General features: G+C 74.4%; 8 protein-coding genes. 6 read left to right on the top strand and 2 right to left on the bottom strand.

The window, feature by feature from the left end; genetic code table 11:
* Positions 1-168 precede the first annotated feature (168 nt).
* Positions 169-3375 (bottom strand): M28 family peptidase, encoded by a 3207-nt coding sequence (locus tag ACIA8Q_RS15890; protein ID WP_396317318.1) that lies wholly within the window; start codon positions 3373-3375, stop codon positions 169-171.
* A 303-nt stretch (positions 3376-3678) separates the two neighbouring features.
* Between ACIA8Q_RS15890 and ACIA8Q_RS15885 the strand changes: the two genes are divergently transcribed.
* The 6 genes from ACIA8Q_RS15885 to ACIA8Q_RS15860 all read left to right on the top strand — a co-directional run bounded on the left by ACIA8Q_RS15885 (position 3679) and on the right by ACIA8Q_RS15860 (position 19929).
* A complete protein-coding gene (locus ACIA8Q_RS15885; protein ID WP_360208491.1) occupies positions 3679-5160 on the top strand; it encodes a helix-turn-helix transcriptional regulator in 1482 nt (493 codons plus the stop codon).
* A gap of 201 nt (positions 5161-5361) precedes the next feature.
* Positions 5362-6219: a sterol desaturase family protein gene (locus ACIA8Q_RS15880; RefSeq protein ID WP_360208493.1), complete on the top strand. Its 858-nt coding sequence runs from the start codon at positions 5362-5364 to the stop codon at positions 6217-6219.
* Between the two features lie 67 nt (positions 6220-6286).
* Positions 6287-15529 carry an amino acid adenylation domain-containing protein gene (locus tag ACIA8Q_RS15875; protein ID WP_396317317.1) on the top strand — a complete coding sequence of 3081 codons (9243 nt, stop codon included), beginning with the start codon at positions 6287-6289 and terminating at the stop codon, positions 15527-15529.
* A complete protein-coding gene (locus tag ACIA8Q_RS15870; protein ID WP_360208498.1) occupies positions 15516-17195 on the top strand; it encodes an NAD(P)/FAD-dependent oxidoreductase in 1680 nt (559 codons plus the stop codon). Before ACIA8Q_RS15875 ends, ACIA8Q_RS15870 begins: the two co-directional genes overlap by 14 nt.
* A gap of 17 nt (positions 17196-17212) precedes the next feature.
* A complete protein-coding gene (locus ACIA8Q_RS15865; protein WP_360208559.1) occupies positions 17213-18877 on the top strand; it encodes an NAD(P)/FAD-dependent oxidoreductase in 1665 nt (554 codons plus the stop codon).
* The gene (locus ACIA8Q_RS15860) at positions 18874-19929 is read left to right on the top strand and encodes an NADP-dependent oxidoreductase (RefSeq protein WP_360208500.1); all 1056 of its coding nucleotides are present in this window, start codon (positions 18874-18876) and stop codon (positions 19927-19929) included. Before ACIA8Q_RS15865 ends, ACIA8Q_RS15860 begins: the two co-directional genes overlap by 4 nt.
* 79 nt (positions 19930-20008) lie before the next feature.
* On the opposite strand, the gene ACIA8Q_RS15855 is transcribed toward ACIA8Q_RS15860, so the two are convergent.
* Positions 20009-21151: a hypothetical protein gene (locus ACIA8Q_RS15855; RefSeq protein WP_396317316.1), complete on the bottom strand. Its 1143-nt coding sequence runs from the start codon at positions 21149-21151 to the stop codon at positions 20009-20011.
* Between the last annotated feature and the right edge of the window lie 17 nt (positions 21152-21168).

The following is a 21168-nucleotide window of genomic DNA, read 5'->3' as shown; positions in this document are numbered from 1 at the left end:
GGGGCGTCCGTGCCGACTCTATGCCAGGCCGCGGCCGGCCGGGCCGGCCCGCCGGGGGCGCCCGGGCGTGCGCTTCCGCCACCCGGGCATGCGGCTGCGCCGCGGTCCGTCCCCCTCGACGGACCGCGGCGCAGCGTCGGTGGTGGCGTCAGCTGCGGACCGCGCGGGTCACAGCTGCTGCCACAGGGCGGGGACGATCGGCGGCTCCCAGCCGACCTGGGCGGTGTGGCCCTGGATGCAGCGGTAGCTGATCCCGTTGTAGGTCACGACGTCGCCCGCCTGGTAGGTGGTGCCGGCCTTCCAGGTGCCGCCCGGGTTGCCCGGGTCGGTGCCGACGACCAGCGAGAAGGTGCTGGTGTGGGTGGCCGATCCGGTGCCGGTGACGGTGATGGTGTAGGTGCCGGCCGCGGTGGAGGAGGCGGTGGAGACGGTGAGCGTCGCGGAGCCGCCGGACTGCACGGAGGACGGGTTGAAGGAGACCGTGACGCCCGCCGGGGCGCCCGCGGCGGTCAGGTTGACCGTCTGCGCCGAGCCGGCGGTGGTGGCGGTGGAGACGGTCGCGGTGGCGCTGCCGCCGGGGGTGACGGTGGCGCCGGACGGGTTCACCGCGAGGGAGAAGTCGTTGGTCGGCGTGGTGCCGCCGACGGAGGTCTTCCAGATGGTGTAGGCGACGCCGTCGGCGCTGCGGTTGAGGACGGTCGCGTCGACGTTGCCCGTGGTGTCGCAGGACTGGTGGTAGCAGGAGTCGTAGGAACGGCCCGCGGTGCCGCCCCACTTGGCCGCCTGGGCCGAGCTCTTGGTGTCGCTGGCGCCGGCGGCGTACCCCGACGTGGGGATGCCGGCCTGCTGGAAGGAGTAGTCGTCCGAGCGGCCCTGGCCCTCGACGTTCTCCTCCGGCTGGAGGTTGAGGGAGTCCCAGTAGGCCTTCATCGGGGCGGACGCGGCGGAGCCGATGTTGTTGATGAAGTAGCCGGCGTTGGGCGAGCCGATCATGTCGAAGTTGTAGTAGGCCTTGATCGCGGAGCGCTGGGTGGAGCTCAGCTGGCCGACGTAGGACTGCGAGCCCTGCAGGCCCTGCTCCTCACCCGTCCACCAGGCGAACCGGACGTGCCGGGTCAGGCCGGGGTTCTGCTGGGCGAGGACGAGGGCGTTCTCCAGCAGGGTGGCGGAGCCGGAGCCGTTGTCGTTGATGCCGGGGCCGGCCGAGACGCTGTCCAGGTGGGCGCCGAACATGGTGACCTGGTCGGTCGGGCCTCCGGGCCAGTCGGCGATCAGGTTGTTGGACTGGTAGGTGCAGGAGGTGCAGGTCTGCTCGGTGACGGTGTAACCGGCCGCCTGCAGCTTGCCCTTGATGTAGGCCAGGGACTGGCTGTGCCCGGCGGTGCCGGCCCGGCGGTTGCCGCCGTTCTGGTTGGCGACGGTGTTCAGCTGGGTCAGGTGGGCCTGCACCTTGGCGACGTCGATGTCGGGTGCGGGCCCGCCGGGGGTGCCGCCGCCGACCGTCAGGGTGTACTGGGCGGTGTGGGTGGCCGCGCCGGCGGTCCCGGTGACGGTGATCACGTACGTGCCCGGGGCCGCCGAGGAGGAGGCCGAGAGGGTCAGCGTGGCGGAGGAACCGGCCTGCACCGACGAGGGGTTGACCGTCGCGGTGACTCCGGCGGGGGCGCCCGAGGCGGTCAGGTTGACGGTCTGCGCGGTGCCGGAGGTGACGGCGGTGCTGATCGTCGCGGTGGCCGACGAGCCGGGCTGGACCGAGCCGGAGGCCGGGCCGAGCGCGAGCGAGAAGTCGTTGTTGCCGGACGGCGTGCAGGTCGGGTCACCGCTCTGGGCGGGGACGCTGACGGCGTCCCAGGCGGCCTTGGCCCGGTTGAAGGTCGTGCAGGAGGGGTCCAGGTTCTTGGCCGCGGTCAGGGTGGCGGTGCGGTAGCGCTTGTAGGTCATGCCGCTGGTCTTGAGCAGCATGCCGCCGTAGAAGATCCGGCCGGCGTCCTTGATGCCGACGCCGGTGACGGAGGAGTTGTTGCAGGTGGGGCTGGTGGGCTTGCCGCCGCCCGGGTTGGAGCCCTCGGCGAGCAGGTAGAACCAGTGGTTGAGCGGGCCGGCCGCCGCGTGCACCTCGGTGCTCGGGATGGAGGAGGAGTAGCAGTTGGGGTTGTTGCTCACCAGCGAGGGGTTGTACATGTTCCGGATCGGCCCGTTGCCGACGAGGTTGATCATCTCGCCGACGGTGTAGTCCGGGTTGTCGTACGGGGAGGGCTCGTTGGCGTACGCCTCGGTGAGCGCGCCGAAGATGTCGCCGGTGCCCTCGCCGAGGCCGTTCTCGTTGTTGGCGCCGCCCGGGGTGTACTGGTCGATGCCGTGGCCGAACTCGTGCCCGACCACGTCGATGGCGGCGATCCACTCGTTGGCCTGGCTGTGGCCGATCGATATGGAGCTGCCGTCCCAGTAGGCGTTGACGTCGTTCAGGCCGACCTTGACCGGCCAGCTGCCGCCGTTGCCGTCGTGTCCGTTGCGACCGAGCCAGTCGCGGAGCATGTCCCATTCCTTCTGGGCCGCGAACATCGCGTCGCCGCAGCCGGTCTCCTTGCTGGTGGGGTTGCCGGTGCCCCAGGAGTCGGAGGACTTGCTGAAGACCTGGCCGGTGCTGTAGTCGGAGCAGGTCAGGCCGGGCCGGTTCGGGTCGCGCAGCGAGTAGGAGCCGCCCGAGCCGGTGGTGCTGATGGTGACCGGGGAGGGGCCGTTCCACTTGCTGTTCACGGTGCCGGCGCGGACGTCGTCGTAGGAGTCGATCACCTCACCGCTCGCGGCGTCGACGAAGACGTGCAGCCGGCTCGGGGCACTCTCGGTGCGGCCGGTCAGCACGGTCTCCCAGGCGAGCCGACCGCCGGAGCCGTCCTTGACCCGGACGACCAGGCGGCGGGAGTCGACCTTGTCCACGGCGGCCAGCCTGGTGCGGGCGGTCTTCTCCGCCTTCGCCGCGCTGACCTGCGGGGTGACCGAGCCGCCGACCGGGCCGGAGGCCGCCGACTGGAGGCCGCGGACCTTGCCCTGGCCGTCGGCGAGCACCACGGCGTCGCCGCCGACGACGGGCAGACCGCGGTAGCTGCGCTCGTACGCGACGGAGTACAGGCCGCCGAGCCAGGGGGTGACGGAGCGGCGCTCGTAGGTCTCGTCCGGGCCCTTGGCGAGGGCGTCCAGGCCGGCCGCGGCGGCCGCGTCGGCGGCGTTCACGGCGGCGGCCAGGGCGCTCGGGGGTGCGGGGGAGGGGGTGGGCGCGGCGGTGGCCGGCCCGGCCGTGGCGGCGATCATTCCGGCCAGCACGGTCAGGGTGGTCGCCGTGGTCAGCAACCGTCCTGTGGAAACTCTGCGTTGCATCGAGGCTCCTCGCATGTGGGGGTCCTCGACCGCGGACGGCAATGGCTGGTGGCGCACCGCAGGGCCGTTTCTGGGGGGACGGCCGTGCGGGCCGTCCGCGCTCGGGTGCCGGAACCCTCACATGGCGTCATGCTCGGGTCAATGGCTGGTGCAAGCGGTGAATAGGGTTGGCAAATTCCGTCAAGCTGCGGTTTTCCCCCAGTGGTTGAGACCACGTCATGTACGGAACGGGTGCCATCGAGTACCGTCCTCCTCGTCGGAAGGCGAGTGCAGGGCCGGGGGACGCGACCTGGGGAGGCAGCCGTGCATCGGAACCGCGTGGCCGCGGCGCGGGCGTCCGCACCCCCGCCGCCGGCCCTCCCGAGCCCGTCGGCCGCCTCCCCGGCCACCGTCCAGGACCCGGGCGCCTGGCGCGAGTTCGGGGCCCGGATGCGCCACTGGCGGCGCCGGACCGGCCTCACCCAGGCCCAGCTCGGCGCCCACATCGGCTACGACCACACCGCCGTCAGCAAGATCGAGCACGGCTCCCGCCGGGTCACCCCCCGGATCGCCGACCGGATCGACGAACTCCTCGGCGCGGGCGGTGAGCTGCGCGCAGCCTGTCTGCGCGCCGAGACCGCCGAACTGGCCGTGCCCGCGCCGCTCGCCCCCGGACTGCTGCGCCCCCCGCTGCCCGCCGCCGGCACCGGACCCGCCGGTCCGGCGCGCTGGCCGGCGCCGATCGGCCCGCCGCGGCGGCTGCCGGACTACGGCCTGCTCTGCCCGCTGCACGGGGCGGACGGCTGTGCCGTCCCCGAGCCCGTCGAACTCGCCGCCCTGCACGCGGAGTTCTGTGCCGCCCCGTCCACCGTCGCGCCGTCGCTGGACGCCGACACCGCGCACGCCCTGACCGGACTGCTCGCCGCCCACCTGCGCTCCGGGGAGGCCGGCGGTCTGCCGGGCCTGGCGGCCGCCGTCGAGCGCACCCTGCACGCGGTGCTCGCCCGGCTCGCCGCGGCGCCTCCCGCGCAGCGTGGCCCACTGGCCCGGCTGGCCGCCGAACACGCCCACGCCGCAGGCGCGTTGCGGATGCAGGACGGCCGCAACGCGACCGCGATGGCCTGCTTCGACCGGGCACTGGGCTGGGCCGAACTCGCCGGGGACCAGGCCACCCAGGTCGCCGCGCTCAGCGACATGAGCACCCTCGCCCGGCTCGACGGCGATCCGGCCAGCGCCCTCGGCTACGCCCGGGAGATCGGCCGGGCCGCCCCCGGCCGGCACTGGTCGGGGGCGATGGGCCAGATCGGCCAGGCCCGCGCGCACGCCCTCGCGGGCGAGGTCCGGGACACCGTCCGGGCCATCGGCCGTGCGCGGCTGCACCTGGACCACATCGGCGACCGGGACGAGGACGACGCGCCCTGGCTCTCCATCGCCTCGATGCGGCTGCGGGTGGAGGCCGCCGCCTCGGCCGCCCTGCGCGACCTCGCCGCGGTGGTGGACGATCCCCGGCTGGCCCGGCGCGCACTGGCCGCCGCCGAGACCGCGCTCGGCCTGCTCGGGCCGGACCAGCTGCCGTCCAGCCGCCTGCTGTTCACGGTCCGGATGGCGGACTGCCACGCCTGCGCGCACGACCCGCAGACGGCCGTGGAGCTGCTCGGTCCGGCGCTGGAGGCCGCCCCGATCGAGGCCCTCCCGGCCCTGGTCGGCCACGAGCTGCGGGGGCTGCGCGACCGGCTGGCGGCGCAGCGCCCCGGCGCCGCCTGGCGGCTGGAGGCGTTCACCCCCCTCGCCTCCGGGCGCCCCTGACCCGCGCCGCGCTCCGGAATCTCCGTCGCCTGCCGGGGAATGCGCCCCCTTCACGCCGGAGCGATGTCAACCCTGTGCACGGATCTTCCGCCGATCGGGTCATTCATGGCGTTAGCACGTCGAATGACTGACCCTGCTGGCGGCTCCCGCTAGAGTCTCTGACGATTCCAGTCGTTAGTCCGCGAAGAACCAAGGGGGCGCGTGCTGTCCGCCATCGCACGCCGGCTCGCTCATCCGCTTCTGCTCCTGGGGGTGCTGTGCACGGCCGTCGCCACGCTGCACTTCCACTGGGAACCCGACCGGGTGTCCCCGCTCGTGCTGGTCGGCGTCATCGGGTACCTGGCGGTGCTGGAACGCGTCATTCCGTACCGGGCCGACTGGCACCCGAGCCGGCGTGAACTCGGCTGGTACGCGGCCTACTTCGCGCTGAGCATGGTCGGCGGCGGGCTCGCCCAGGGGCTGGTCACCGCGCTGGTGGAGCTGCTCGGGCCGGCCCGCCCGGCGCTCCCGTTCGCGGCGGAGATCCCGCTGGCACTGCTGGTCGGCTCGCTCGGCGACTACCTGGTCCACCGGTGGTCCCACCGCAACCGCTGGCTCTGGCGGCTGCACGGCGTGCACCACGTGCCGGACAAGGTGAACGTCGCGAACAACGGGGTGAACCATTTCCTCGACGTGTTCGTCGCGCAGTCCGTGGTCCAGCTCTCGCTGGCGCTGATCGGATTCTCCGCGGAATCCGTGTTCGTGGTCGGAATATTCATCATCGCCCAGGGGTATTTCGTCCACGCCAACATCGACGTCCGCCTCGGCCCGCTCGGCCACCTGCTCGCCGGCCCCGAACTCCACCGCCTGCACCACAGCACCGAGCTCGGCGAGGCCGGGCACTTCGCCTCCGACCTCTCGCTGTGGGACCACGTGTTCGGCAGTTTCACCTGGCGCCCCGGCCGGGTGCCCACCGCCGTCGGTCTCGCCGACCCGGCCGCCTTCCCTGCCACCGGCGAGCTGGGCGCCACCCTGCTGCACCCCTGGCGCCGGGTGAACCCCACCGAACCGACCGTCTGACCCGGCCCGCGGGGCCACCTCCTCCGCCCGTGTCCGCGCCGCCACGCCCTCACCCCCGGATTGGACCATGACCACCTCGCCCCTCGCCGTGCCCCGCGACCGGATCGCGATCACCGGCATCGGCTGCCGCCTGCCCGGACACGCCAACGACCACCGGGCCTACTGGCGCAACCTCGTCGAGGGCCGGGACTGCCTCACCGCGACACCCGCCGACCGCTACGACACCGCCACCCTGGGCAGCCGGGACAGGTCCAAACCCGGGCGGCTGACCGGCGGCCGCGGCGGCTACGTCGACGGCTTCGACACCTTCGACCCGGACTTCTTCGGGATCAGCCCGCGCGAGGCCGCCCACATGGACCCGCAGCAGCGCAAGCTCCTGGAGGTCAGCTGGGAGGCCCTGGAGGACGGCGGCCTGCGCCCCGGCGACCTGGCCGGCCGCGACGTCGGCGTCTACATGGGCGCCTTCACCCTGGACTACAAGATCCTCCAGTTCGCCGACCTCGACTTCGGCACCCTCGCCGCGCACACCGCCACCGGCACCATGATGACGATGGTGTCCAACCGGATCTCGCACTGCCTCGACTTCCGCGGCCCCAGTGTCTCGATCGACACCGCCTGCAGCTCCTCCCTGGTCGCCGTCCACCTCGCCTGCCAGGGCCTGCTCCGCGGCGAGACCGAACTCGCGCTGGCCGGCGGCGTGTTGCTGCACATGGCGCCGCAGTACACGATCGCCGAGACGAAGGGCGGCTTCCTCTCCCGGGACGGCCGCTCGCGCGCCTTCGACGCCTCCGCCGACGGCTACGTCCGCGCCGAGGGCGTCGGCGTGGTCGTCCTCAAACGACTCGCGGACGCGCTGCGCGACGGCGACCCGGTGCACGCCGTCGTCCTCGGCAGCGGCGTCAACCAGGACGGTCGCACCAACGGCATCACCGTCCCCAGCGCGGACGCCCAGGTCGCCCTGATCGAACGGGTCTGCGCGGAGGCGGGCGTGCTCCCCGGCAGCCTGCAGTACGTCGAGGCGCACGGCACCTCGACCCCGGTCGGCGACCCGATCGAGGCGGCCGCCCTGGGCCGGGTGCTCGGCGTCGGCCGCCGCCCCGGCGCCCGCTGCTACGTGGGCTCGGTGAAGACCAACATCGGGCACACCGAGGCCGCGGCCGGGGTCGCCGGACTGATCAAGACCGCCCTCGCCCTCGAACACCGGCGGATCCCGCCGCACCTCAACCTGGAACGCCCCAACCCGGGCATCGACCTGGCCGCGCTCCCCTTCGACGTCCCGACCGCCGCCGTCGACTGGCCCGAGCACGACGGGCCGGCCCGGGCCGGCGTCAACTCCTTCGGCTTCGGCGGGACCAACGCGCACGTCCTGCTGGAGGAGCCGCCCCGGCCCACGCCCGCCGCGCCCGTGCCGCACCCCGCCCGCACGGTGCTGCCGCTCAGCGCCAGGGACGCCGCCGCGCTGCCCGAACTCGCCGCCGGCGTACGGCGGGAGCTCGCCGCCGGGGTGTCGCTCGCCGACCTCGGCCACACCCTCGCCCACCGCCGCCAGCACCTGCCCGAACGGCTCGCGGTCGGCTACGCCACCCGGCAGGACCTGGACGCGGCACTGGCCGCCTGCGAACGCGGCGAGGCCCACCCGCAGGTCGCCCGGGGCCGCGCCAGAGCGCGCGAACAGCGCCGGCTCGCCTGGGTGTTCACCGGCATGGGCCCCCAGTGGTGGGGCATGGGCCGCGGCCTGTACGCGAGCGAGCCGGCCTACCGGGAGGCCGTCCGGGCCTGCGACCGGGAGATCCGGGAACAGGCCGGCTGGTCGCTCCTGGCGGAACTGGAACGCGACGAGGCCGACTCCCGGATGGCCGAGACCTGGCTCGCCCAGCCCGCCAACCTCGCCGTCCAGCTGGGTCTCTCCGCGCTCTGGCGCAGTCGCGGGCTGCACCCCGACGCCGTCGTCGGGCACAGCACCGGCGAGGTCGCCGCCTTCCACGAGGCCGGCGTCTACGACCTCGCCGACGCCGTGCGGGTGGTGCTGGCCCGCAGCCGGCTGCAGCAGCGGCTGGCCGGCACCGGCACGATGCTCGCCGTCGGCCTGCCGGAGGAGCAGGCGCAGCGACGGATCCGCCCGCACCGCACCCGGGTCTCGCTCGCGGCCGTCAACAGCCCCTCCGCCGTGACCCTCGCCGGTGACACCGAGGCGCTGCGCGAACTCGCCGACGAGCTGCGCGCGGAGGACGTCTTCGCCCGCCTCCTGGACGTCGAGGTCCCGTACCACAGCGTGCGGATGGAGCCGATCCGGGAGGAGCTGACCGCCGCGCTGGCCGCGCTCGCGCCCGGCGAGGCCCGGCTGCCGCTCTACCTCACCGCCCGCGACGGCCTCGCCCGCGGCCCGGAGCTGGACGCCGGGTACTGGTGGCACAACGTCCGCAACCCGGTGCGCTTCCGTGCCGCCGTCGAGCGGATGGCCGGGGACGGGATCGGCCTCTTCCTGGAGGTCGGCCCGCACCCGGTGCTCGGCCACGCGATCCGCGAGTGCGTCGACGGCGCGCACACCCTGGCCTCCCTCCGGCGCCGCGCGGACGAGGACGCGTGCGTCACCCGCACCCTCGCCGAACTGCACACCCTGGGCGTCGAACCGGCCTGGGACGCGCTGCACCCGGCCGGCCGCCCGGTGCCGCTGCCCGCCTACCCCTGGCGGCGCGACCGGTACTGGGCCGAGCCGGACGCCGTCCGGAAGGTCCGCCTCGGCGAGGTCGACCACCCGCTGCTCGGCCGCCGCACCGCGAACGCCCAGCCCACCTGGACCACCGCGCTCGACCCGGAGCACCTGCCCTACCTGGCCGACCACCGGATCGAGGGCCGGGTGGTCTTCCCCGCCGCGGGGTACCTGGAGATGGCGGCGCAGGCCGTCCGCGCCCTGACCGGCGGCACCGAGGTGGTGCTCGCCGAGGTCGAGCTGAACCGGGCCCTGTTCCTCTCCGAGGCCGAGCCCACCCCCGTCCAGTTCGGCTACGCCCCGGAGGACGCCCGCTTCACCGTCACCTCCACCCCCGCCGGCGGCGAGCCCGCGGTGCACGCGAGCGGCCGGGTCCGCACCGGCCAGCGCCTCGCCCACGGCCCGGTGCTGGACGCCGAAGCGGTCCGGGCCCGGACCAGCCGGCTCGACGGCCCGGACTGCTACCGGCTGCTGGCCGCCCGCGGCTACGACTACGGGCCCGCCTTCCGGGCCGTCCAGGAGGTCTGGGTCGGCCCGGGCGAGGCCCTGGCCCGGATCGGCCCGGCCGATGGGCTCGGGCCCGCGGCGGGCGAGCACCACGCGCACCCGGTGCTGCTCGACGCCTGCTTCCAGACCCTGCTCGCCGCCCGGACGGCCGCGCCCGACGACGGCGGCGTACGGCTGCCCGTCGCCATCGAGGAGGTCCGCCTCGACGCGTTCGGCGACCGCCCGCTCTGGGCGCACGCCACCGTCACCCGCGACGACGGCCGCGACGTCGTCGGCGACCTCGCCCTCTACGCCGAGGACGGCACCCCGCTCGGCCGGATCACCGGCTTCCGGGCCGCCGACGTCGCCCGGGCCCCGGGATCGGTCGGCCTCGCCACCATCGACGGCTGGCTCACCGAACCCGTCTGGCTGGACGCCCCCGCCGCCGCCGACCCCGAACACCCCGGCGACCTGCTGCTGTTCGCCGACGCCGGCGGCCTCGCCGAGCGGCTCGCCGCGCTCGCCGCCGAACGCGGCTCCCGCTGCCACCTCGTCCGGCCCGGCGCCGCCCACCACCGCGGCGACACCGGGTCGACCGTCCGCCCGGACTCCACCGAGGACCTCACCCGGCTGCTCGAAGGGCTCGACCCCGGCTACCGCACCGTCGTCCACCTGTGGAACCTCGACCAGCCCGCGCTGGACGCCGCGGAGACCGGGCAGCTGGACGGCCTCGCCACCCTCGGCGCGTACTCGCTGATCGCCCTCGCCCGGGCGCTGCCCGCCGCCCGCCCCGACGCCCGGCTGCACGTCGTCACCCGGGGCGCCCAGGCCACCGCCCCCGGCGAACGGGCCGAACCGCTCGCCGCCCCCGCCTGGGGCGTCGGCCGGGTGCTCTGGCAGCAGGAGCTCACCGCCCAGCGCGGCACCCTGATCGACCTCGACCCCGGCGCGGACCATGCCGACCAGGTCGAGGCGCTGCTCGACGAACTCGGCGCCCGGGACGAGCAGGAGATCGCCCTGCGGGCCGGCCGCCGCCGCACCTGCCGGCTGCGCCCGGCCGAGGGCCTCACCCGCCCGCTGCCCCCGGTGCTCCGGGCGGACGGCTGCTACCTCGTCACCGGCGCCTTCGGGGCGCTCGGCCGACTGCTCTGCCGCACCCTGGTGCGCCGCGGCGCCCGCCGGCTGGTGCTGCTCGGCCGCACCGCGCTGCCCGACCGGCGGCAGTGGCGGCACACCGACCCGGACAGCCCGGCCGGCCGGCGGATCGCCTTCCTGCGCGAGCTGGAGGCGCTCGGTGCCGAACCCCTGCTCGCCGCCGTCGACGTCACCGACGGGACCGCCCTCGCCGACTGGCTGGCCGACCACCGAGAGCGCGGGCTGCCGCCCGTGCGCGGCGTCTTCCACCTCGCCGGTCAGGTCAAGGACGTGCTCGTCCCGCAGATGGACCGGCCGGCCTTCGACGCCGGCTACCGCCCGAAGGTGGTCGGCGGCCACCTGCTGCACCGGCTGCTGCGCGACGAACCGCTCGACCACTTCGTGCTGTTCTCCTCCGTCGCCGCGCTGCTCACCACCGCCGGGCAGACCAACTACGCCGCCGGCAACGCCTTCCTGGACGCCCTCGCCCACCACCGCCGGGCCGCCGGCCTGCCCGCGCTCAGCCTCGACTGGGGCCCGTGGGCCACCGGCATGATCGAGGAGCTCGGCCTCGTCGCCCACTACCGCGACGCCCGCGGCATGAGCTCGCTCCCGCCGGAGGCCGGCGCCGCCGTGCTGGAGCGGGTCCTCGGCCAGGACCGCGCCCAGCTGCTGGTGGCCACCGTCGTCGACTGGCCGACCTTCCTCGCCTGGTACCCGGCGCCGCCGCCGCTGGTCGCCGAGCTCGCGGCGAGCGCCGCCGAGCGGGCCCCGGCCGGAACGGACGGCTTCCTGGACGCCTACCGCTCCGCCGACCCGCCCGCCCGCCGGCAGCTGCTGGCCGAGCGGTTCACGGCCGCCGCCGCCGGCGTGCTGCGGATCGGCGCCGAACGGATCGACCAGGGCACCAGGCTCGGCGCGCACGGCCTGGACTCGCTGCTCGCGATGGAGCTGCGCGCCCGGGTGCACGGTGAACTCGGCGTCGCCCTGCCCGTGGTGGCGCTGCTCAGCAACGGCACCGTCGGCGACCTGGTCGAGCTGCTCGGCGAGGGGCTGGCCGAGCAGCTCGCCGCCGGGGGCGGCCCGGAGCACGCCGAGGTTGAGCTGCACACCGACGAGTCCCGCTACCCGCTCACCCACAACCAGCAGGCGCTCTGGTTCCTGCGCCAGCTCCACCCGGACGGCTACGCCTACAACATCGGCGGGGCCGTCGAGGTGCACGCCGAGCTCGACCCGGAGCTGGTCTTCGCCGCATTCCGCACCCTCGTCGACCGGCACCCCGGGCTCCGGGCCGCCGTCACCGCCGAGCAGGGCCGCCCCGTCCAGCGGATCCGCCCCGAGGCCGTCGCCGACACCGGGCTGTTCGACGTCGAGGGCCGGCCCTGGGAGGAGGTCCACGCACTGATCGTCGCCGAGTACCGCCGGCCGTACGACCTCGCGGAGGACCCCCTGGTGCGGCTGCGGCTGTTCCGGCGCGGCCCGGAGCGCTGGGTGCTGATGAAGGCCGTCCACCACATCGTCTCCGACGCGATCTCCACCTTCACCTTCATCGAGGAGCTGTTCGAGGTCTACGAGGCGCTGCGCCGCGGACGCACCCCCGAACTGCCCCCGGTCGCCGCCCGCTACCTCGACTTCCTCAACCACCAGAACCGCTTCCTGGCCGGTCCCGAGGCGCAGCGGATGCTCGACTACTGGCGCGGCCACCTGCCGTCCCCGGTGCCGGTGCTCGCCCTGCCCACCGACCGGCCCCGGCCCGCGGTGCAGACCCACAACGGCGCCTCGGAGTTCTTCCGGCTCGACGCCGAGCTCACCGCCCGCGTCCACGACCTGGCCCGGGCCCACCACGCGACCCCGTTCATGGTGCTGCTCAGCGCCTACTACCTGCTGCTGCACCGCTGGTCGGGCCAGTCCGACATCGTGGTCGGCAGCCCCGTCACCGGGCGCACCCAGGAGGAGTTCGGCTCCGTCTACGGCTACTTCGTCAACCCGCTGCCGCTGCACGTCAGCCTGGCCGGGGAGCCCGGGGTGGCCGAGCTGCTCGCCCGGGTGCGGCGGAGCGTGCTCGGCGGGCTGGACAACCAGGAGTACCCCTTCCCGCTGCTGGTCGAGCAGCTCGGGCTGCAGCACGACCCCAGCCGCTCCGCGGTGTTCCAGGCGATGTTCATCCTGCTCACCCACAAAGTCGCCGTGGAGCGCTTCGGGTACCGCCTGGAGTACATCGAACTCCCCGAGGAGGAGGGGCAGTTCGACCTGACCCTGTCGGCCTACGAGGACCGCGCGGACCACAGCTTCCACTGCGTGTTCAAGTACAACTCCGACCTCTTCGACGCCGCCACCGTCCAGCGGCTCGCCGCGCACTACCGCACCCTGCTGGACGCCATGACCCGGGCCGGCGACGACCGCCCCGTCGGCCGGCTGCGGATGCTCGAGGACACCGAACGCCGGCGCATCCTCGACGGGTTCAGCGGCGCCGGCCGGCGTCTGGAGCACGACACCCCGGTGCCCGAGCTGATCGCCAAGGCCGCCGCCGAGCACCCCGAGGCGCTCGCCGTCGCCGCCCCCGGGCCGTCCGGCACCCGGCGGCTCGGCTACGGCGAACTCGACCGCAGGGCGCACCGGGCGGCCCTGCGGCTACGCGAACTCGGGGTCGTCGAGGGCTCGGTGGTCGCCGTCTGCCTGGACAAGTCGCCCGAGCTGATCACCGTGCTGCTCGCGGTCTGGCGGGCCGGCGCCGCCTACCTGCCGCTCGACCCCGGACACCCGGCCGACCGGCTCGCCCACCAGGTGGCCGACGCCGGAGCCGTCCTGGTCGTCGTCGACGAGCGGCGGCCGCCCGGCGCCGACCTGCCCGCCCGGCCGGTCACCCTGGAGGAACTCGACCGGCCCGCGGCCGAGGGCCCGCCGCTGCCCGCCGCCGACCCGGACCGGGCCGCCTACGTCATCCACACCTCCGGCTCCACCGGCCGCCCGAAGGCCGTCCGGGTCGACCACCGCAACCTCGCCGCGGTCACCGCGGGCTGGCGCGCCGAGTACCGGCTGGACACCGAGGCCCGGGTGCACCTCCAGATGGCCGGGACGGCCTTCGACGTGTTCTCCGGCGACCTCGCCCGGGCGCTGAGCACCGGCGGCACCCTCGTCCTGGTCGACCGCGACCTGCTCTTCGACACCGCCCGGCTGCACCGCACCATGCGCGAGGAGGCCGTCGACTGCGCCGAGTTCGTGCCCGCCGTCGCCCGCGCCCTGCTGGCCCACTGCGAGCGCGAGGGCCTGCGGCTGGACTTCCTGCGCCTGCTGGCCGTCGGCTCGGACTCCTGGAAGGCCGCGGAACACCGGCGGCTGCGCGCCCTGTGCGGGCCGGACACCCGGCTCGTCAACTCCTACGGCCTGACCGAGGCCACCATCGACACCAGCTACTACGAGGGCACGGCCGAGGGCCTCGAACCCGGCCGGATGGTGCCGATCGGCCGGCCGTTCCCCAACAGCGAGCTCTACATCCTCGACCGCTACGGCGAACCGGTGCCGCCCGGCGTGGCCGGCGAACTGTGGGTCGGCGGCGCCGGGGTGGCGGCCGGCTACCCCAACGACCCCGGGCAGACCGCCCGGCGGTTCACCGCCCTGGACCTCGACGGCACGCCGACCCGGCTCTACCGCACCGGCGACCTCGGCCACTGGGACGCGCACGGCACCGCACACCTGCTCGGGCGGATCGACAACCAGGTCAAGGTGCGCGGCCACCGGATCGAGATCGGCGAGATCGAGGCCCACCTCACCGCCCGCCCCGAGCTCGCCCAGGCCTGTGTGACGGTCTGTCAGGACAGCACGGGGGAGAGCGTGCTGTCCGCCTACCTCGTCCCGGCCGAAGGGGCCGCGCTGGACCGCCGGGAACTCCGCCGCCACCTCGCCGAACACCTCCCCACCGTGATGATCCCCGCCCACCTCACCGAACTGCCCGCCCTGCCGCTCACCCCCAACGGCAAGGTCGACCTCGCCGCCCTGCCCGAACCGGTGGTCGACACCGGCGCCGCCCGAGACGAACCGCCGGTCACCCTCTACGAGATCCGCACCGCCGAACACTGGAAGGCGCTGCTCGGGCTCGACGAAGTCGGCCTCCAGCACGACTTCTTCGAACTCGGCGGCAGCTCCATCCGGCTGATCGAACTGATCCACCACCTGCAGACCGAGTTCAACGTCGGCATCCCGGTCGGCCAGCTCTTCAAGGTCACCACGCTGCACGGCATGGCCCGCACCCTGGAACAGATCATCACCGGCGAACTCGAAGGCGGCCAGCCCCACCTGTGGTTCAACCCGCAGGCACCCGAGGACCGCACGGTCCTCTGCTTCCCGCCCGCGGGCGGCCACGGACTGGTCTACCGCCAGCTCGCCGGCCACCTGCCCGGCCACCGCCTCGCCGCCTTCAACTACCTCACCGGCGACGACAAGACCGCCCGCTACGCCGACCTGGCCGAGGCCCTGCACCCGGCCGGCCCGTACGTCCTGCTCGGCTACTCGCTCGGCGGCAACCTCGCCTTCGAGGTCGCCGCCGAGCTCGAACGCCGCGGCCGGACCGTCCGGTCCGTCCTGATGGTGGACTCCTACCGGATCCCCGAACCCTTCACCCTCGGCGAGGACCACGTGGCCGCCTTCGAACGCGAGCTGCACGAGCACCTGCACCGCCACACCGGCTCCCGGATCGTCGCCCGGGAGACCCTCGAACAGGCCCGGGACTACCTGGAGTTCTGCAGCCGGACCCCCAACCTGGACACCGTCGACGCACACCTGCACGTGGTCTGCGAACGCGACCGGCTCGCCCTGCACACCGGCGGCGAACCCGGCTCGTGGCAGGGCTCCTCCACCTCCGGCACCACCGTGCACGCCGGGCACGGCAGCCACGCCGAGATGCTGGACGCCGAGTACGCCGCCCGCAACGCCGAACTGGCGGGCGCCATCCTGGCCGGAGGCGCCGCCGATGACCGCCCCTGACCGCGGACCGGACTGGTCCGACCGGCGGCGCGCCGGCGGCGGCCCGCCCCGGGTCATCGTGATCGGCGCCGGCATCGGCGGCCTCGCCACCGGCTGCTACGCCCAGATGAGCGGCCTGGAGACCCGGATCTTCGAGAAGCACGTGCTGCCCGGCGGCTGCTGCACCGCGTGGTCCCGGCACGGCTACCTGTTCGACTACTGCATCGACTGGCTCATCGGCACCGCCGAGGGCACCGGCGCCCACCAGGTCTGGCGGGAACTCGGAGCCCTCGACGGCAAGACCGTCACCCGCTTCGACGTCTTCAACCGCGTCGTCGACGAACACGGCCGGGCCGTCACCTTCTTCGCCGACCCCGACCGGCTCGAACACCACCTGCTGGCCCTCGCCCCCGGCGATGCCCGGCCGATCCGCTCCTTCTGCCGGGACCTGCGCCGTTTCGCCGCGCTCGACCTGCCCTGGGAGCTCACCCCGTCGCCGCTGCGCGGGCCGGCCGAACGGCTGCGGACCCTGCGCGCCGTGCTGCCGGCCTTCCGGCTGTTCTGGCGCACCGCCACCACCCCGATGCGCGGCTTCGCCGACCGCTTCCAGGACCCACTGCTGCGCCGGGCCCTGCCCAACGTGTTCCTCCAGGAACCGGCCGGCTTCCCGCTGCTGCCATACCTGTACACCCTGGCCGCCGCGCACAACGGCAACGCCGGCTTCCCGCAGGGCGGTTCGCTCGGCCTGGCCCGCTCCGTCGAGGAGCGCTACACCTCGCTCGGCGGGGTGATCGGCTACCGCTGCCGGGTCGACCGGATCCTCGTCGAGGGCGGCCGAGCCGTCGGCGTCCGGCTCCGGGACGGCACCGAGCACTACGCCGACCACGTCGTCGCCGCCTGCGACGGCCCGACCGTCCTCGACCGGTTGCTGGACGGCCGCTGGTCCAGCCCCACCACCGACCGGCTGTACGGCGAACTGATCGACCGGCCCGGCAACCTCTACCCGGCGGTGGTCTCCGCCTTCGTCGGCGTCCGCGGCGGGCTGCCGGAGGGCGAACCGCACAGCACCACCTACCTGCTGGGCCCCGAGCAGGGCGCCCGGCTGCCCGGCTCGCTCCAGCACAGCCTGGTCGTCCAGCTGCGCTCCGCCTACGCGGAGGGCTTCGCGCCCGCCGGCCGGTCCGTGCTGCACTGCACCTACTTCAGCGACCACCGCAGCTGGAAGGAGCTGCGTGTCCGCGACCGCCGCGCCTACCGGGCCCGTAAGCAGGAAGTCGCCTCCTTCGTCCGGGAGTTCCTCGACCGGACGTACCCCGGGCTGGGCCGCCGGATCGAACTCGTCGACGTCGCCTCGCCCGTCACCACCGAACGCTTCACCGGAAACACCCGCGGCAGCATCCTCGCCTGGCAGGCCTTCTCCGAGGCCGAGGACGCCGCCAACCGGCTGGTCAACCGGGACCGCATGCGGCTGCCCGGACTGCGCGGCTTCTCCATGGCCGGGCAGTGGGCGGGCCTCGGCGGCCTGATCCGCGCCGCGACCAGCGGCCGGTACGCCGCCCAGTACCTCTGCCGCGAACTCGGCCGGCCCTTCCGGGCCTGGCCCAGCGACAACCAGGAACCCTGGCACGCCGGAAAGCTGGGCCGGCTGCCACAACTCGACCGGGTCACCACGGGAGTACCGGAATGAGCACGGGCAGGCGGACCATGGTGATCGTCGGCGGCGGCCTGGGCGGCCTGTCCACCGGCTGCTACGCCCAGATGAACGGCTACCGCAGCCGCATCCTGGAGATGCACGAACTGCCCGGCGGCTGCTGCACCGCCTGGGACCGCGGGGAGTTCACCTTCGACTGCTGCGTCAGCTGGCTGCTCGGCAGCGGCCCCGGCAACGAGATGCACCAGATCTGGCTCGAACTCGGCGCCCTCCAGGGCAAGGTGATGCGCAACTTCGACGTCTTCAACGTGGTGCGCACCCGCGACGGCGGCGCCGTCCGCTTCTACTCCGACCCCGACCGCCTCGAAGCCCACCTGCTCGACCTCGCGCCGGAGGACGCCCGGCAGATCCGGCGGTTCTGCGCCGGACTGCGGTCCTTCCGCCGCGCGCTGGTCCACTACCCCTTCCTCAAGCCGGTCGGGCTCATGGGGCGCCGGGAACGCTGGCGGATGCTCGCCTCCTTCCTGCCCCACCTCAACGTGATCCGGCGCTCGATCACCGAGCTGATGAGCGACTACTCGGCCCGCTTCCGCAGCCCGCTGCTGCGCGAGGCCTTCAACTTCGTGCTCTACGAGAAGCACCCCAACTTCCCCGTGCTGCCCACCTACTTCCAGCTCGCCGCGCACGCCGGGCAGTCGGCCGGGGTGCCGGAGGGCGGCTCGCTGGGCCTGGCCCGCTCCGTCGAGGAGCGCTACCGGCGGCTCGGCGGGGAGATCACCTACAACGCCAGGGCGACCGAGATCCTGGTCGAGCGCGACCGGGCCGTCGGGGTGCGGCTCAGCGACGGCCGGGAGGTCCGCGCCGACATCGTCGTCGCGGCCTGCGACGGCCGCACCACCATGCTCGACCTGCTCAAGGGCCGCTACCTGAACGACACCTACCGCCGGCTGTACACCCGGACCATCACCGAACCCGGCATGGTCTTCCCCGGCTACCTCACCGTCTTCCTGGGCCTGCGCCGGCCCTTCCCGGCCGGGGACCCGTGCACCACCCACCTGCTGGAGGAGGAGTTCGCGGCCCGGCTCACCGGCATCCGGCACCCCAGCATCAACGTCCAGTTCCGCAGCCGCCACTACCCCGAACTGTCCCCCGCCGGGACGACCGTCGTCTACGTCAGCTACTTCTGCGACATCGCCCCCTGGCGGGCGCTGAGCACCGGCCCCGAACAGGCGCCCCGGCTGCGGCGCGGCGAGGAGCTGCACACCCTGCCGGTCGGCCGCGGACGCGAGTACCAGCGGGAGAAGCGCCGGGTGCGCGACGCCCTCGTCGACTTCCTCGACGGCCACCACCCGGGGCTGAAGGAGGCCGTCGCGGTCAAGGACGTCTCCACCCCCCTCACCCAGGTCCGCTACACCGCCAACTACGACGGCACCGTGCTCGGCTGGCAGCCCTTCGTGGAGAGCGGCGAGACCCTGGAGGAGGAGATCAAGCGCAACGGCCCCGGGCTGCCGGGCCTGCGCGACTTCTACCTCTCCGGCGTCTGGGCGACCACCGGCGGCCTCATCCGGGCCGCCGCCGCCGGGCGCCACGTCGTGCAGTTCATCTGCCGCGACGACCGCAAGCCGTTCACCGCCGCCGTCGACGACACCGCCCCGCCGCCCACCCTGCTGGTCGAGCCGGTCGGCCCCGCGGACCGCCAGTTTGGAGTCACCTCGTGAGGATCGAGAAGTGGGTCGTCCACGAGCACGCCGACGGCGTGCCGGACGTCGAGCGGATGTACCGGAAGGTGGTCGAGGAGGTCGACGTCCGGCTCGCCGAGGACGAGATGCTGCTGCGCACCCGGTACGTCTCCGTCGACCCGTACCTCCAGGGGATCGCCCTCGACACCCCGGTCGGGGACCACATGGGCGCCGACTCGATCATGGAGGTGCTGGAGGCCGGCCCCCGCGCCCGCTTCGCCGTCGGCGACCTCGTCCAGGGCTTCGGCGGCTGGCGCAGCCACGTGATCGGCAACGGCGCCCCGACCCCTTGGCAGACCGGTACCTTCCCGATGGTCTTCCCCGCCTACCGCCGCCTCGACCCCGACCACTACGACGACGCCCTGCCGATCTCCACCGCCCTGGGCGTCCTCGGCGGGCCCGGGATGACCGCCTGGGGCACCGTGGAGAAGTTCCTGGCCGTGCGCCCCGGCGACACCGTGCTGGTCAGCGGCGCCTCCGGGGCCGTCGGCTCCCTGGTCGGCCAGCTCGCGCGGCACCGCGGCGCCCGGGTCGTCGGCACCACGGCGACGGCGGAGAAGGCCGACCGGCTGAGGGACCTGGGCTTCGACGCCGTCCTGCACTACCGCGACGGCGACGACCCCGAGCGGCTCGCCGAGCGGCTCGCCAAGGCGGCCCCGGACGGCGTCGACCGCTACTTCGACAGCCTCGGCGGCACGCTGACCGACGTCGTCTTCACCATGCTCAACGTCGACAGCCGGGTCGCGGTCTGCTGGCAGTGGGCGAGCCAGGTCGGCGGCCGCTGGACGGGCCCCCGGCTGCTGCCGATGATCATGTTCCCGCGCACCACCGTCCGCGGCATCTTCTCGCTGGAGTGGTTCACCGAGGAGAACTGGACGGCCCTGCGGCGGGACCTCGGCGGCCTCGTCCGCAGCGGCGACCTGCAGTACCACCAGACCGTCCACCGCGGCTTCGACACCATCCCCGCCGCCTACCGCAGCCTCTACCAGGACCGGGCCGCCAGCCGCGGCAAGGTGCTCGTCCGGCTCTGAGGCCGGGTCGTCGCGGGGTCGCGGCCGGGGCGTGGCGGGGGCGTGGTGGTGGCCGCCGCCACGCCCCCACCGGCGGCCGTCAGCCGGTGGCCGCCCACTGGTGGGCGGTGCCCTGGTGGACGGCGGCGTAGACGCGGTCCCGCAGCAGGTTGGCCTGACGGTCGGTGAGCGTCCGGTCCAGGTGCCGCAGGACCAGCTTGAGCAGGACGTTCTTCTGCCCGGGGCGCGCGCCGAGCCGCTCCAGGGCCCGTGGCGGCAGTTGCGAGCACGGCGTCTCGGCGAGGATCTCGACGGTCTCCACGCAGTCCGCGTCCGGGCCGAGCGCGTCGCGGACCCGGTCCCCGAGGTCCTCCGCCAGGTCGTCGCGGTCCACCGCCACCGAGAGGTCCCGGCGGACGGCGGGCATCGCGGACACCGGCCGGTAGGGCGCGAGGTCGGTCAGCTGGGCGGCCACCGACGGCTCGGTCGAACGCAGCACCCGGATGTCGTCCACGCCCTTGAGCAGCATCAGCATCCGGTCCAGCCCCATGCCGAGGGCCAGACCGCTCCACTCGGCGCCGAGCCCGGCCCGGGCCAGCACGCCGGGGTGGGCCAGGCCGCACTCCGCGACCTCGATCCACTCCGCGCCGCGGGCCACGTCCACCTGGCGGCCGGCCAGCGTGTACGGGTGGACGCGCTCCTCGTGGCGGTGCTCGGCGCCCGGGAGCAGACCGCCGACCAGGGCGGTGACCATCCCGTCCAGGTCGGCGGTGGTCAGCCGGGCCGGGCGGCGGGTGAGCCGCCACAGGTCCAGCTGGTGCGGGGTGCCGGTGTGCAGCCGGTCGATGCTGTCGCGGCGGTAGACCAGGCCGGGGCAGACCAGCAGGACGTCCTCGGCCGGATCCGCGGCCAGGGCCCGCAGCGCCGCCGGCACCAGGGCGCTGGAGTGGCTGCGGAGCATCCGCCGGTCGTCGACGTAGCGGGTGTACCGGGTGTCGCGGGTGATGTCGTCGGCGCGGTAGCCGAGGTGGTCGTAGTTGTCCTCGACCGTGACGACGCGCTCACCGCGCCACCAGCGGACCTCGCAGCCCCAGCGCGCGGCCAGCGCCTCGACGGCACGGGCGAGGACGAGCTGCACGGCGTGCGGACCGGCGGCGGGGTCGGTGAGGTCCCGGACGGCGAGGTCGCGGGCGAGCTGCTCGGGGGAGAGACGGGCGGGAACGGCGGTGCCGGGTACGGACATGGCGGCCTCCTGGCCGG

The organism is Kitasatospora sp. NPDC051705, assembly GCF_044453265.1.
GTDB lineage: Bacteria > Actinomycetota > Actinomycetes > Streptomycetales > Streptomycetaceae > Kitasatospora.
The sequence above is the reverse complement of the archived record's forward strand: the minus strand, read 5'-3'. Positions and strand labels throughout refer to the sequence as shown.